We start from the raw sequence: 12,911 nt of genomic DNA on the forward strand, positions 1-12,911 counted from the left end.
TGGCCGGGAAATAGTCTCCACAGCATATTCATCATCAGAGACAGCGTTCAGTATATCGAACGTCCCTGGTGGATGACCCAGTACTGCGGCATTACATGTGTGGAGGGACCCGCGGTGGCAGCAGCACCAGTCTGGAGTGTCGACCCCCGAACCGGGAAGCAGCGTGAACAGGTTGCGGTGGAGGCCACAGCCCAGGAGGTGGACGCCGCGGTCCGCGCCGCGCACGAGGCCCGGGGCGCCCTGGCCGACCGCACGGTCCGCGCGGCCTTCTTGCGCACCGCCGCCGACGAGCTCAAGGCGGCCGAGGAGTCCCTCGTCGAGACCGCCGACGCCGAGACCGCGCTCGGCCCGGTCCGGCTGACCGGCGAGCTCGCCCGTACCTGCTACCAGCTGCGGGCCTTCGCCGACATCGTCGACGAGGGCGCCTTCCTCGACGTCGTCATCAACCACCCCGACGACACCGCGACCCCGCCCATCCCGGACCTGCGCCGTTACAAGGTGGCGCTGGGCGTCGTCGCCGTCTACTCGGCCTCGAACTTCCCCTTCGCCTTCTCGGTCGCGGGCGGCGACACCGCGAGCGCCCTCGCGGCCGGCTGCCCGGTCGTCGTCAAGTCCCACCCGGACCACCCGGCCCTGTCCGAGTACGTCGCCAAGGTGCTGCGTCGCGCCGCCGCCCGCCACGACATCCCCGAGGGCGTCGTGGGCCTGGTCCACGGCTTCGAGGCGGGCATCGAGCTGATCAAGCACCCGCTGGTAGCGGCGGCCGGCTTCACCGGCTCCGTGCGCGGTGGCCGTGCGCTCTTCGACGCGGCGGCGGCCCGCCCCGTGCCGATCCCCTTCCACGGTGAACTGGGCTCGCTGAACCCGGTCGTCGTCACCGAGGCCGCGGCGGCCGAGCGGGCCGAGGCGATCGGCACCGGTCTCGCCGGTTCCATGACGCTGGGCGTCGGCCAGTTCTGTGTGAAGCCGGGCCTCGTCCTCGCGCCTTCCGGAGCCGCGGGCGACGCCCTGCTGAAGTCCCTGACGGACGCCGTCAGCGACACCGACGCCGGGGTGCTGCTCGACCACCGCATGCGCGACAACTTCGTGGCCGGTGTCGCCGAGCGGGCCGAACTGCCCGACGTCGACTCCCCGGTCACCCCGGGCGCGGGCGGCGAGCACACGGTCAGCGCGGGCTTCCTCACGGTGCCGGCGAGCAGGCTGGCCGAGGAGGGCGAACACGACCTGCTGCTGGAGGAGTGCTTCGGGCCGGTCACCGTGGTGGCCCGCTACGAGGACGAGGCCGAGGTCAAGGCGGTGCTGTCGCGGCTGCCGGGCAACCTCACGGCGACGGTGCAGCTGTCCGAGGAGGAGGCAGCCGGGCAGGGGCGCGGCGCCGAGATCCTCGCGGAGCTGACGCCGCTGGCGGGGCGCGTGCTGGTCAATGGCTGGCCGACCGGGGTTGCCGTCGCTCCCGCCCAGCACCACGGTGGGCCGTACCCGGCGACGACGTCGACGTCCACGTCGGTGGGTGGGACGGCGATCGAGCGGTGGATGCGGCCTGTCGCTTATCAGAACGCCCCCGAGGCGTTGCTGCCGCAGGAGCTGCGGGACGAGAACCCCTTGGGGCTGCCGCGGCGGTTCAACGGGCGTTTGGAGCGTTAGCGCCCTGGAGGTGCCGGGGGACTGCGGGCTGCGGGCCCGTCGGGGCTGATTGCGCAGTTCCCCGCGCCCCTTGGGGGCGGAGCTGGAAGACTTGGTCGAATGGATCTGGAACTTCCCGAACTTCCTTTCGGCTTGCGCACGTATGGGCCCGAAGCCCACTGGTCCTACGAGGACGGCGTGCTCACCGGGTGGGCCGGGGCGCGGCAGGATCGGTTCGTGCCGCCCACCGGTGAAGGGCTGGACCCCGCTTCCGACGCGCCCCGGCTGCTCGGGGCGCCCGAGGGGGACTTCCAGCTGATCGCCAAGGTCACCGTCGGGTTCGGCGCGGCCTTCGACGCCGGGGTGCTCTACGTCCACGTGGGGGAGCGGGCCTGGGCCAAGCTCTGCCTGGAGTACTCCCCGGACGTGCCCACCGTCTGCACGGTGGTGACCCGGGGGCGCTCCGACGACGCCAACTCCTTCGCCGTGGACGGCAGTTCCGTCTGGCTCCGGGTGAGCCGAACCGGCCGCGCCTTCGCCTTCCACGCGTCCCGCGACGGTGAACGCTGGACGTTCGTCCGGCTGTTCACCCTCGGCGACGAGAAGGAGACCGGCGCCGCCCTGGTCGGCTTCATGACCCAGTCCCCGATGGGGGAGGGCTGCGTGGTCACGTACGACCACATCGAGTTCAGGCCGAGCTGGCCGGACGACCTGCGCGACGGCAGCTGAGGCAGGGCGGGGAACCGTTCCCGGGCGCGAGCACGTCATCGGTTCCATGATCAAGGACCGAGTGACCTCAGGCCGTGTGATCCGTACCGTCCTGCCCGCCGAGCTGGCGGACGTCGTCGCGCTGCACGCCCGGGCCCGGGCCACGTACTACCCCGACGGGCTGCCGCAGGACGGTACCGACTGGGCGGAGGCCTGGCGTGGCGCCCTCACCCGGCCGGACGGGCGGGTGCTGTGCGTCGTGGAGGCGGGGCACATGGTCGGCCTCGCCTCCTTCCGTACGCCCGAGGACGCCCCGGCGGACGAGGTGAAGCTGTTCCAGTTCCACGTCGACCCGGACCGCTGGCGCCAGGGAGTCGGCAGTGCGCTGCACGCGGCCTGCGTGGCGGAGTGGCGGGCCGACGGCAGGCGGACGGCCCTCCTGGAGGTGCACGTCGACAACCGGCGGGCCCAGGGGTTCTACCGGCGGCAGGGATGGATCCCGGAGCCGGTCGAGCCGGGCGCTCACCACCTGCGGATGCGGCTCGCCCTGCCCGGGGAATGAACCCTGCTGCTTGAACGTTCATCCATCCGGCGGAGGGAGTCTCCGTATCGTACGACCTGGAGAGAGCCGAGACATGCGCGTCGAGATCTGGAGCGACATCGCCTGCCCCTGGTGCTACGTGGGCAAGGCCCGCTTCGACAAGGCGCTGCGGGACTTCCCGCACCGCGACGACGTCGAGGTGGTGCACCGCTCCTTCGAGCTGGACCCCGGCCGCGCCAAGGACGACATCCAGCCCGTGATCACGATGCTCACCAAGAAGTACGGGATGAGTGCCGCGCAGGCCGAGGCCGGCGAGGACAACCTCGGGGCCCAGGCCGCCGCCGAAGGCCTCGACTACCGCACCCGCGGCCGCGACCACGGCAGCACCTTCGACATGCACCGCCTGCTGCACCTCGCCAAGGAACAAGGCCGCCAGGAGCAACTGCTCGACCTGCTCTACCGGGCCAACTTCGCCGAGGAGCGCTCCGTCTTCAACGACGACGAGCGGCTGGTGGAGCTCGCCGCGGCCGCCGGGCTGGACGCCGAGGCCGTGCGCGCGGTGCTCGCCGACCCGGACGCCTACGCCGACGAGGTCCGCGCCGACGAGCGCGAGGCGGCGCAGCTCGGGGCGAACGGCGTGCCCTTCTTCGTGCTCGACCGGAAGTACGGCGTCTCCGGCGCCCAGCCTGCCGAGGTCTTCACCCGGGCACTGACCCAGGCGTACGGCGAGCACACGCCCCTGAAGATCGTGGACGGCGGCGCGGACGCGGACGCCTGCGGCCCGGACGGCTGTGCCGTGCCCCAGCACTGAAACGCCCAGGTCGGAGCACACCCATAAGCGCTCCTTAGCGGCATCACGCAGAAATCGGCAATGGACGGGGAGATCCAGGGGACGCAGAGTGGACCCATGGAGACCTTCGAGAACCTCGTCCGTGCCGAGTTCACCCCGAAGCAGACCTATCTCAACACCGCGAGCAACGGGCTGCTGCCCGCCCGGACCGTCGACGCCGTGCAGCGGGCGGTGCGGATGCGTGCCGAGGGCACGCCCCTGGGGCCCCTGTACGAGGACGTGGAGGCCGCCCGCGCGTCCTTCGCCCGGCTGGCCGGTGTTCCGGCCGAGCGGGTCGCCACCGGTGCCTCGGTGGCCGAGTACGGCGGGCTGATCGCCGCGTCGCTGCCCGCCGGTGCAGAAGTCCTCACGGCGGAGGCCGACTTCTCCTCCCTGGTGAACCCGTTCCACGCGCGCGGCGACCTCAAGGTGCGCGCCGTGCCCCTGGAGCGGGTCGCCGAGTCCGTCCGTCCCGGCACCGCGCTCGTCGCGGTCAGCGCCGCGCAGTCCGCCGACGGCCGTCTCGCCGACCTGCCCGCGGTGCGCGAGGCGGCCCGGGCGCACGGCGCCCGCACCTACGTCGACGCCTCCCAGTCGGCCGGCTGGCTGCCGATGGAGGCCGATGCCGACGACTTCCTCGCCGCCGTCGGCTTCAAGTGGCTCATGGGCCCGCACGGGGCCGCGTTCTTCGTCGCCCCGCGGGACTTCGGCGGCCTCACACCGCTGCTCGCCGGCTGGGTCGCCGGGGAACGCCCCTGGGACAGCTGCTACGGGCCCGTCGAGGAACTCGCCCACTCCGCGCGGCGGTTCGACATCAGCCCCGCCCTCTTCACCTACGCGGGACTGCGCGCGTCCCTGGAACTGCTGGAGGAGATCGGTGTCGACGTCGTGCACGCCCACGATGCCGGCCTCGCGGACCGCTTCCGTGCCGGGCTCGCGGAGCTGGGCCACGAGCCGATCGCCGCGCCGGGCTCGGCGATCGTGTCGGTGCCGGGGCTCGGCCGGCGGCAGGGTGAGCTGAGCCGGGCGGGCATCGAGGTCTCCGACCGGGCCGGGAACCTGCGGGCGGCGTTCCACCTCTACAACACCGCGGCGGACGTCGACCGGCTCCTGGACGCCCTGACGGCATGAAAAAACCGGGTGGGGCCTCCCGTCCCACACGAGGAGGCCCCACCCGGCAGCTCTGTCACCCGGTCACGTCACCGCTGTCCGCGGTCACTTCACCCGTCACCGCAGACGCCCGTCACTGCACCGGCGTGAAGTCCCGCGCGCCGATGCTGTGCTTGTCCGGGGGCAACCCCCGGACCCCCGGCCGGGGGGGACGCCCGTCACTGCACCGGCGTGAAGTCCCGCGCGCCGATGCTGTGCTTGTCCGGGGGCAACCCCCGGACCCCCGGCCGGGGGGACGCCCGTCACTGCACCGGCGTGAAGTCCCGCGCGCCGATGCTGTGCTTGTCCGGGGGCAACCCCCGGACCCCCGGCCGGGGGGGACGCCCGTCACTGCACCGGCGTGAAGTCCCGCGCGCCGATGAACTCCGGGCGCCGGACCGGGGCGGCGAAGGGTTCCACCGCCGTGTTCTCCACGCTGTTGAACACGATGAACACGTTGCTGCGCGGGAACGGCGTGATGTTGTCGCCGGAACCGTGCATGGCGTTGCAGTCGAACCAGGTCGCCGAACCGGCCTTGCCAGTGAACAGCTTGATGCCGTGCTGCGTTGCCATCTGGGTCAGCGCCTCGTCCGACGGCGTGCCCGCGTCCTGCATCTGCAGCGACTTCTTGTAGTTGTCCTTCGGCGTCTCACCCGCACACCCGAGGAACGTCTTGTGCGACCCCGGCATGATCATGAGTCCGCCGTTGGTGTCGTAGTTCTCGGTCAGCGCGATCGAGACCGACACCGTGCGCATCCGCGGCAGACCGTCCTCGGCGTGCCACGTCTCGAAGTCCGAGTGCCAGTAGAAGCCACTGGCGCCGAACCCCGGCTTGACGTTGATCCGCGACTGGTGGACGTACACGTCCGAGCCGAGGATCTGCCGTGCCCGACCGACGACCCGCTCGTCGCGGACCAGCCGGGCGAACACCTCGCTGATCTTGTGCACTTCGAAGACCGTGCGGATCTCCTTGGACTTCGGCTCGACGATCGACCGCTCGTCGGCCCGCATGTCCGGGTCGTTCACCAGCCGGTTCAGCTCGTTGCGGTAGACGGCGACCTCGTCCTCGCTGATGAGCTCGTCGATGGCGAGGAAGCCGTCGCGCTCGAAGGACAGCAGGTCGCCGGGCACGATCGGCCCGGGCGCGTCGGGCGCGCCCCAGACGACCGGGTCCTGCCGCGGGGTGGCCACCTCGCTGGTACCGCGGGTGGGGTACAGGTCGGGGATACCGGCGGTGGTGGTCGTGTCGGTGGTGGCGGTCATGGAAACGTCACACCTCCTCGGTGAGCAGCGGGTAGACGCCGTTCTCGTCGTGGTCCTCCCGTCCGGTCACGGGCGGGTTGAACACGCAGAGGCAGCGGAAGTCCTGCTTGACCCGCAGCGTGTGCCTCTCGTGCCCGTCCAGGAGGTACATCGTGCCGGGCGTGATCGTGTGGGTCAGCCCGGTCTCGTGGTCGGTCAGCTCGGCCTCGCCCTCCACGCAGACGACGGCCTCGATGTGGTTCGCGTACCACATCGACGTCTCCGTACCCGCGTAGAGGACCGTCTCGTGCAGGGAGAAGCCGACCTTCTCCTTGGCGAGGACGATGCGCTTGCTCTCCCACGTACCGGACGCCGCCTTCACGTGCCGGTCGGTACCTTCGATCTCCTTGAACGAACGGACAATCACGGTGCTGCGATGCCTCCTAGGTGGGTGGTGCTCTCGGTTCGGTGTCAGGCGGTCTCGCGGACGGCACGGGCCAGTGTGCTCAGGCCCTCGTCCAGTTCCTCGGGCGTGATGGTGAGCGCGGGGAGCATCTTGACGACCTCGCTCTCGGGGCCGGACGTCTCGATGAGCAGTCCGAGCTCGAAGGCGCGCTTGGCGACCTTGTTCGCGCGCTCCTTGTCGTGGAACTCCAGGCCCCACACCAGGCCGCGGCCCCGGTACTCCTTCACGTCGGCCAGGTTCTCCTCGGTGATGGAGATCAGCGCCTGCTCGACCTGCTCGCCGCGCTTGCGGGTCTGCTTCTCCATCGCGGAACCGTCGGCCCAGTAGGTCTCCAGGGTCGCGGCGGCCGTGACGAACGCGGGGTTGTTGCCGCGGAACGTGCCGTTGTGCTCGCCGGGCTCCCAGACGTCGAGCTCGGGCTTGAACAGGCACAGCGACATGGGCAGGCCGTAACCGCTGATCGACTTGGAGACGGTGACGATGTCCGGCACGATGCCCGCCTCCTCGAAGGAGAAGAACGCGCCGGTACGGCCGCAGCCCATCTGGATGTCGTCGACGATCAGCAGCATGTCCTGCCGCTCGCACAGCTCGGACAGGGCGCGCAGCCACTCGGGACGGGCCACGTTGATGCCGCCCTCGCCCTGCACGGTCTCGACGATCACGGCGGCGGGCTTGTTGAGGCCCGAGCCCTGGTCCTCCAGCAGCCGCTCGAACCACAGGAAGTCCTCGACGGTGCCGTCGAAGTAGTTGTCGAACGGCATGGGGGTGCCGTGCACCAGCGGGATACCGGCACCGGCCCGCTTGAAGGCGTTGCCGGTCACGGCCAGCGAGCCCAGCGACATGCCGTGGAAGGCGTTGGTGAACGACACGATCGACTCGCGCCCCTTCACCTTCCGCGCCAGCTTCAGCGCGGCCTCCACGGCGTTGGTGCCGGTCGGGCCCGGGAACATGACCTTGTACGGCAGGTCGCGCGGGCGCAGCAGCAGGTTCTGGAAGGCCTCCAGGAACGTGCGCTTGGCCGTGGTCGACATGTCGAGCCCGTGCGTGACGCCGTCGCGCTCCAGGTAGTCGATCAGCGCGCGTTTCAGGACCGGGTTGTTGTGCCCGTAGTTCAGTGACCCGGCTCCGGCGAAGAAGTCGAGGTACTCATGGCCGTCCTCGTCGTACATGCGGCTGCCCACCGCACGGTCGAAGACGGTGGGCCAGCCGCGGCAGTAGCTGCGCACCTCGGACTCGACGGTCTCGAAGACGCTCAGGTCGGGCTGGGTGATGGTCACGACGAATCGCTCCTCGGTACGTGGGGGAAGTCTGTGGGACGGGAGTGGGGTGGGGCGGGAAGTCTCAGTGGGACAGCGGTCCGATGCGGTACAGGACCTCGGGGTCGTGCGGCCCGTCGGGGAACACGGCCGTGTCGAACAGCACCTCGCGCTCCAGCCGCGCGCCGTGACGCTCGGCGAACGATGTGAACAGACGCTCCGAGGCGGTGTTGCCCGGGGTGATGGTGGTCTCCACCGTCGTCACCCCGAGGTCGGCCACGGTCCGCGCGACCAGGCCGTCGAGCAGCGCGGCGGCCAGTCCGCGCCCGCGGTGGGCCTCGTCCACCGCCACCTGCCACACCAGCAGGGTGCGCGGGCTGTCCGGCCGCACGTACCCGGTGATGAAACCCATCGGCTCGCCCTGCTCGTCACGGGCGACGGCCGAAGTCGCGGCAAAGTCGCGGCACCACAGCAGATAGCTGTAGGACGAGTTCAGGTCGAGAACCTTGGAGTCCTTCGCCATCCGCCAGAGTGCGGCTCCGTCGGCCACGGTGGGGCGGTCGATTTGCGGATCTGCTTGTACGGCGGTCATGCAAATTGAACTTACCCAGCGAAATTCAAAATTGCATCGCCGATCGGGGTTACATATGGACCTCGTCTGTGTTATCACGCGAGCGCGAGGGATCACGTGCAGAGGCGGTGAGATGCCCGGTATTGTCCGGTTAATCCCGGGCAAAGCGGTCACGATGTGTAACGCGTCACAACCGTGTAAGCCTCGCGAGGTCTGCCTGAATTTCCCCTCCAAGTGTCCTCGAAATCTGCGCGTTTAGGACCGGGAAAAGCGGGCAGAAGAATACGGGAAGCTTTCCTGGAGGAAATTCTTAATTGTGTGCCAGCTTACATGTGGGATGTCGCGGAATGCACGTGCAATTCAGGCCCCGGTCACTCCGTCGATGCGTTCCCGCAGGAGATCGGCGTGACCGTTGTGCCGCGCGTACTCCTCGATCATGTGGATGAGCACCCAGCGCAGGCTGACCTCCATCCCGGGCGCCGGCCCCTCGGCCACCCGCCCGATGTGGTCCAGCGGCAGCCCGGCGCACAGCTCCCGCCCCCGCGCGATCTCGCGCCGCCAGATCCCGAGCGCCTCGTCCAGCCCACGCGCCGGATCCAGCGTGTAACCGGTCGCGTCCTCGAACAGCGGCGGTACGGCGAGCCCGCCGGCCACCCGCTGGAACCAGTTCCGCTCGACCTCGGCGAGGTGCTGCACCAGCCCGAGCAGGGTCAGCGAGGACGGCTCGGCCGCGGCGATCCGCACCTGCGCGTCGTCCAGCCCCGCGCACTTCAGCTCCAGCGTGGCCCGGTGGAAGTCCAGCCAGCTCTCGAGCATGGCCCGCTCGTCGCCCGTGAGGCGGGGAACGGGGCGGCCGTCGGGGAGGGTCGGGGTGTCAGGGGATGTGTCGGTGGTCATACGGGGAGCATGGCACGGGGCGCCGACAACGGTGCCCCGGCGCGTCCCCGCCGACGGCTACCGCCATGACTCCTCGGCGGCCCGCAGCGCGCCCTCCACGTCCACCGGCAGACCCTGCTCGGACAGTGCCGCGCCCAGGGCCGCCAGACTCGCCCGCACCGCCCCCGGCGTCGCGTCCGCGCCGTAGTGGTTGACCCGGATCATCTCCTTGGCCAGCGCACCCCCGCCGGCGGCGAGCGGCACCGCCGGATCCGCCTCCAGCGCCCGGCGGACCAGCTCCGACGCCACCACCTGGGAGGGCGCCCGCAGCGTCGTGGCGACCGGCGCCGCGTCCCGCGCCTCGTACACGTACGGCTCCAGCCCGCCACCGAGCGCGACCGCTCCGGCCCGGGTGGCCGCCGCGGCGGCCGCGTGCCGCGCCATCACAACGTCGAGACCGGCCGCCTCGATCCGCTCCACGCAGGCCTCCAGCGCCAGCATCTCCAGCTGGGCCGGCGCGTGCAGAAGCGCCTTGCGGCCGCCGTCGATCCACCGCTCCTTCCAGTCGAGGAGCGACAGGTACGACCGGCGCGGCGCCTTCGGGTTGGCGGCCATCCGCGCCCAGGCCCGCTCGCTCACCGACACCGCCGACACCCCGGCCGGGCCGCCCATCGCCTTCTGCGCACCGATCACGCACAGGTCCACGCCCCACGCGTCCGGCAGCACCGGCTCGGCCCCGATGGACGCCACGGCGTCCAGGTAGAACAGCGCCCCGTGCGCCCGTACGACCTCGCCGATCTCCGCGACCGGGTTGGTGTTGCCGGTCGCCGCCTCCGCGTGCACCAGGGACACGAAGTCGATCTCCGGGTGCTCGGTGAGGGCCTGCCGGATCTGCTCGGCCGTGACCGCCGTGTGGAAGGGCACCGCCAGGTCGATCACCGTCGCCCCGCAGTCCCGGAGCCAGTCGCCGAAGGTCTGGCCGTACGGCCCCGTGACGACGTTCAGCGCCGTCGTGCCCGGGCCGGCCGTGGCGCGGATCGCGCCCTCCAGCGGCAGCAGCGCCTCGCCCTGCATGATCACGACGTCCTGCCCGGTGCTCAGCAGCCGCGCCACACGGTCCTCGATCGCGGCGAAGCGGTCCGCGCCGAGCGGGGCCAGGTCCAGAAACGGATGCGTCACGGCAATGCTCTCTTCACTCACAGCAGGTTCGGCCGCATCGAGGGTAACCGGCCGCCCCCGGCCCCCCGCGCGGCGAGTCCCGCCCGCACCGGCCCCCGTCGATCGGCCGCGCCCGGCTCACTAAGGTGCGGTGCATGAGCGATCAGGTGGTGCTGCATGTGAAGGGGCGGGTGCTCGTCGGACCCGAGGACGTCCGGGACGAGCTGTGGGTGGTCGACGGCCGCGTCTCCTACGACCGTCCCGCCGGCGCCCGCGACGTCCGCACGGTCGTCGGCTGGGCCCTGCCCGGCCTCGTCGACGCGCACTGCCACGTCGGACTCGACCGGCACGGCCCGGTCCCCGAGGACGTCGCCGAGAAGCAGGCCCTGACGGACCGGGACGCCGGCACCCTGCTCATCCGGGACGCCGGATCGCCCTCCGACACCCGCTGGATCGACGACCGCGAGGACCTGCCGAAGATCATCCGGGCGGGGCGGCACATCGCCCGCACCCGCCGCTACATCCGCAACTACGCCTGGGAGATCGAGCCGGAGGACCTGGTCGCCTACGTCGCCCAGGAGGCCCGCCGCGGCGACGGCTGGGTCAAGCTGGTCGGCGACTGGATCGACCGCGACCTCGGCGACCTGTCGGCCTGCTGGCCCCGTGAAGCCGTCGAGGCGGCCATCGCCGAGGCCCACCGCCTGGGCGCGCGTGTGACCGCGCACTGCTTCTCGGAGGACTCCCTCCAGGACCTCGTCGAGGCGGGCATCGACTGCATCGAACACGCGACGGGCCTGATCGAGGACCTCATCCCGCTGTTCGCCGCACGCGGCGTCGCGATCGTCCCGACCCTGGTCAACATCGCCACCTTCCCGCAGCTCGCCGACGGCGGCGAGAGCAAGTTCCCCCGCTGGTCGGCCCATATGCGCCGGCTCCACGAACGCCGCTACGACACCGTGCGGAACGCCTACGACGCCGGGATCCCCGTCTTCGTCGGCACCGACGCCGGCGGCGGCCTCGCCCACGGCCTGGCCGCGGCCGAGGTGGGCGAACTCGTCACCGCCGGCATCCCGCCCGTCGAGGCCCTCGCCGCGGGCACCTGGACCGCCCGCACCTGGCTCGGCCGCCCCGGCCTGGACGAGGGCGCCCCGGCCGACCTCGTCGTCTACGACGAGGACCCACGGGCCGACGTACGGGTGCTGACGTCGCCGCGCCGGGTGGTGCTGAACGGGCGCGTGGTCGGGTAGGGCCGCCCCGGGGGGTCACGCGCGGTGCCCCCCGAGGGTGAGGACGGGGAACGCCTGTGCCGCGGGAATCGAATGGATCCACGGTCCCGCCACGTTGGAGTGAAGCGGCGTCAGATCGCTGACGCCGCGTGCGCGGTGTGGCGATCCTTTCCGGGTCCCGAGCCTGTCTCTCCTGGAGTCCCCACCGTGAACAGCCCTTCCTTCCGCATGCCCGCCCGCCGTCTGGCCACCGTCGCCACCGTCACGGCCCTCGCCGCCGGGCCCGTGGCACTGACCGGCGTGAGCCCGGCGCACGCCACCGGCGACCACGGCCGCGCGAGCGCCGCCGTGCTGCGCACCGGCCTGGACGTCTTCCTGCTGAACAAGTCGGTGAACGTCCCCCTCGCCGTCTCCCTCAACGACGTCCAGGCCCCGCGCAGCGCCGACGAGACCGCGCTGACGGCCACCCTCGACGCGGTGGACGGCGGCCGGCCCTTCAGCGTGCTGAGCGCCGAGGTGGCCGAGGCGAGAGCCACGACGACCGCCGCCAAGGCCGAGGGCAGCACCACCCTGGCCCACGCCCGCCTCCACGTCCCCGGCCTGCCGATGCTGTCGCTGATCGAGGTCGAGAAGGTCACGGCCAGGGCCACCTGCGAGGTCGGGAGGAAGCCGTTCGCCACGACCGGACTGCCCGGCTCGGTGACCGTCCTCGGCAAGCGCGTGGCGCTGACCGCGGGCGGCCCGACGGACGTCAAGGTGCCGGGGGTCGGCAAGGTGCGCCTGGACCTCTCGAACACCCGGACCACCGCTCGTACGGCCGCCGCCACCGCCCTCGAACTCAAGGTGTCCGTCGACCCGCTGAAGCTGAACGTCGCGGAGGTCGACGGCACGGTCACCCTGGCCGAGGCGACCTGCAGGACCCCGCAGCCCGAGTCCGCCGCACGACCCCCGGCCGAGCCGTCCACGCCGCCCGCCGACGTGAAGCCGCAGGGCGAACCCGCCGGGGCGGACCTGGCCGAGACGGGAGGCGGCTCGACCACGCCGTACCTCGTGGGCGCCGCGGTCGTCATGCTCGCGGCAGGCGGGGGAGCGGTGGCCCTGGCACGCCGCCGGGGCTGACCCCGCCACCGGGAGCGGTGTGCCAGGGAGGGGCCGGAACCACAGGTACCGAGGTGCCCACAGGAACCAGGGTTTAGGCCCCGGGGGCCTGTTGCGGTGTCTGCGGGGACCCGCTCACCGCTACAGGACCTGCCGGCGCTCACAGGG

At 71.6% G+C, this 12,911-nt stretch carries 13 protein-coding genes; 7 read left to right on the forward strand and 6 right to left on the reverse strand.

The window, feature by feature from the left end:
• Window positions 1-114 precede the first annotated feature (114 nt).
• From AB0B29_RS23215 to AB0B29_RS23235, 5 genes are all read left to right on the forward strand, one after another.
• Window positions 115-1,644 (forward strand): aldehyde dehydrogenase (NADP(+)), encoded by a 1,530-nt coding sequence (locus AB0B29_RS23215; protein WP_362242844.1) that lies wholly within the window; start codon window positions 115-117, stop codon window positions 1,642-1,644.
• Window positions 1,645-1,743: 99 nt separating this feature from the next.
• Complete coding sequence (locus tag AB0B29_RS23220) at window positions 1,744-2,352, forward strand: DUF1349 domain-containing protein (RefSeq protein WP_362242847.1); 609 nt, start codon at window positions 1,744-1,746, stop codon at window positions 2,350-2,352.
• 46 nt (window positions 2,353-2,398) lie between these two features.
• Window positions 2,399-2,893, forward strand: a complete 495-nt coding sequence (locus AB0B29_RS23225; protein ID WP_362242849.1) for a GNAT family N-acetyltransferase — start codon at window positions 2,399-2,401, stop codon at window positions 2,891-2,893.
• Window positions 2,894-2,966: 73 nt separating this feature from the next.
• Window positions 2,967-3,683 carry a DsbA family oxidoreductase gene (locus tag AB0B29_RS23230; protein WP_362242851.1) on the forward strand — a complete coding sequence of 239 codons (717 nt, stop codon included), beginning with the start codon at window positions 2,967-2,969 and terminating at the stop codon, window positions 3,681-3,683.
• A 96-nt stretch (window positions 3,684-3,779) separates the two neighbouring features.
• A complete protein-coding gene (locus AB0B29_RS23235) occupies window positions 3,780-4,832 on the forward strand; it encodes an aminotransferase class V-fold PLP-dependent enzyme (protein ID WP_362242854.1) in 1,053 nt (350 codons plus the stop codon).
• Between the two features lie 366 nt (window positions 4,833-5,198).
• On the opposite strand, the gene thpD is transcribed toward AB0B29_RS23235, so the two are convergent.
• From thpD to AB0B29_RS23265, 6 genes are all read right to left on the reverse strand, one after another.
• On the reverse strand, window positions 5,199-6,113 hold the full coding sequence (gene thpD, locus AB0B29_RS23240; protein ID WP_362242857.1) for an ectoine hydroxylase: 915 nt from the start codon (window positions 6,111-6,113) through the stop codon (window positions 5,199-5,201).
• 7 nt (window positions 6,114-6,120) lie between these two features.
• Entirely contained in the window at window positions 6,121-6,519 is a 399-nt protein-coding gene (locus AB0B29_RS23245; protein ID WP_053670739.1) for an ectoine synthase, read from the reverse strand.
• Window positions 6,520-6,563: 44 nt separating this feature from the next.
• Window positions 6,564-7,835: a diaminobutyrate--2-oxoglutarate transaminase gene (gene ectB / locus AB0B29_RS23250; RefSeq protein WP_362242860.1), complete on the reverse strand. Its 1,272-nt coding sequence runs from the start codon at window positions 7,833-7,835 to the stop codon at window positions 6,564-6,566.
• A 64-nt stretch (window positions 7,836-7,899) separates the two neighbouring features.
• Entirely contained in the window at window positions 7,900-8,406 is a 507-nt protein-coding gene (ectA, locus tag AB0B29_RS23255; protein WP_362242863.1) for a diaminobutyrate acetyltransferase, read from the reverse strand.
• 339 nt (window positions 8,407-8,745) lie between these two features.
• Entirely contained in the window at window positions 8,746-9,282 is a 537-nt protein-coding gene (locus AB0B29_RS23260) for a DinB family protein (RefSeq protein WP_362242865.1), read from the reverse strand.
• Between the two features lie 57 nt (window positions 9,283-9,339).
• Complete coding sequence (locus AB0B29_RS23265) at window positions 9,340-10,440, reverse strand: pyridoxal-phosphate-dependent aminotransferase family protein (RefSeq protein WP_362242867.1); 1,101 nt, start codon at window positions 10,438-10,440, stop codon at window positions 9,340-9,342.
• Window positions 10,441-10,574: 134 nt separating this feature from the next.
• Here AB0B29_RS23265 and AB0B29_RS23270 point away from each other — a divergent pair, with 134 nt between their 5' ends.
• Both AB0B29_RS23270 and AB0B29_RS23275 read left to right on the forward strand, forming a co-directional pair.
• A complete protein-coding gene (locus AB0B29_RS23270) occupies window positions 10,575-11,666 on the forward strand; it encodes an amidohydrolase family protein (RefSeq protein ID WP_362242869.1) in 1,092 nt (363 codons plus the stop codon).
• A 186-nt stretch (window positions 11,667-11,852) separates the two neighbouring features.
• Window positions 11,853-12,764, forward strand: a complete 912-nt coding sequence (locus tag AB0B29_RS23275) for an SCO1860 family LAETG-anchored protein (protein WP_362242872.1) — start codon at window positions 11,853-11,855, stop codon at window positions 12,762-12,764.
• The last annotated feature ends 147 nt before the right edge of the window (window positions 12,765-12,911 follow it).

Origin of the sequence: Streptomyces tibetensis, assembly GCF_040647715.1 — a bacterium.
Taxonomy (GTDB): Bacteria; Actinomycetota; Actinomycetes; order Streptomycetales; family Streptomycetaceae; genus Streptomyces; species Streptomyces tibetensis_A.

Excerpts from the sequence above, each read along its gene's own strand:
- AB0B29_RS23270 (WP_362242869.1), top strand. The coding sequence starts at position 10,575 with ATGAGCGATCAGGTGGTGCTGCATGTGAAGGGGCGGGTGCTCGTCGGA.
- thpD (WP_362242857.1), bottom strand. The coding sequence starts at position 6,113 with ATGACCGCCACCACCGACACGACCACCACCGCCGGTATCCCCGACCTG.
- AB0B29_RS23235 (WP_362242854.1), top strand. The coding sequence starts at position 3,780 with ATGGAGACCTTCGAGAACCTCGTCCGTGCCGAGTTCACCCCGAAGCAG.
- AB0B29_RS23225 (WP_362242849.1), top strand. The coding sequence starts at position 2,399 with ATGATCAAGGACCGAGTGACCTCAGGCCGTGTGATCCGTACCGTCCTG.
- ectA (WP_362242863.1), bottom strand. The coding sequence starts at position 8,406 with ATGACCGCCGTACAAGCAGATCCGCAAATCGACCGCCCCACCGTGGCC.
- AB0B29_RS23230 (WP_362242851.1), top strand. The coding sequence starts at position 2,967 with ATGCGCGTCGAGATCTGGAGCGACATCGCCTGCCCCTGGTGCTACGTG.
- AB0B29_RS23220 (WP_362242847.1), top strand. The coding sequence starts at position 1,744 with ATGGATCTGGAACTTCCCGAACTTCCTTTCGGCTTGCGCACGTATGGG.
- AB0B29_RS23260 (WP_362242865.1), bottom strand. The coding sequence starts at position 9,282 with ATGACCACCGACACATCCCCTGACACCCCGACCCTCCCCGACGGCCGC.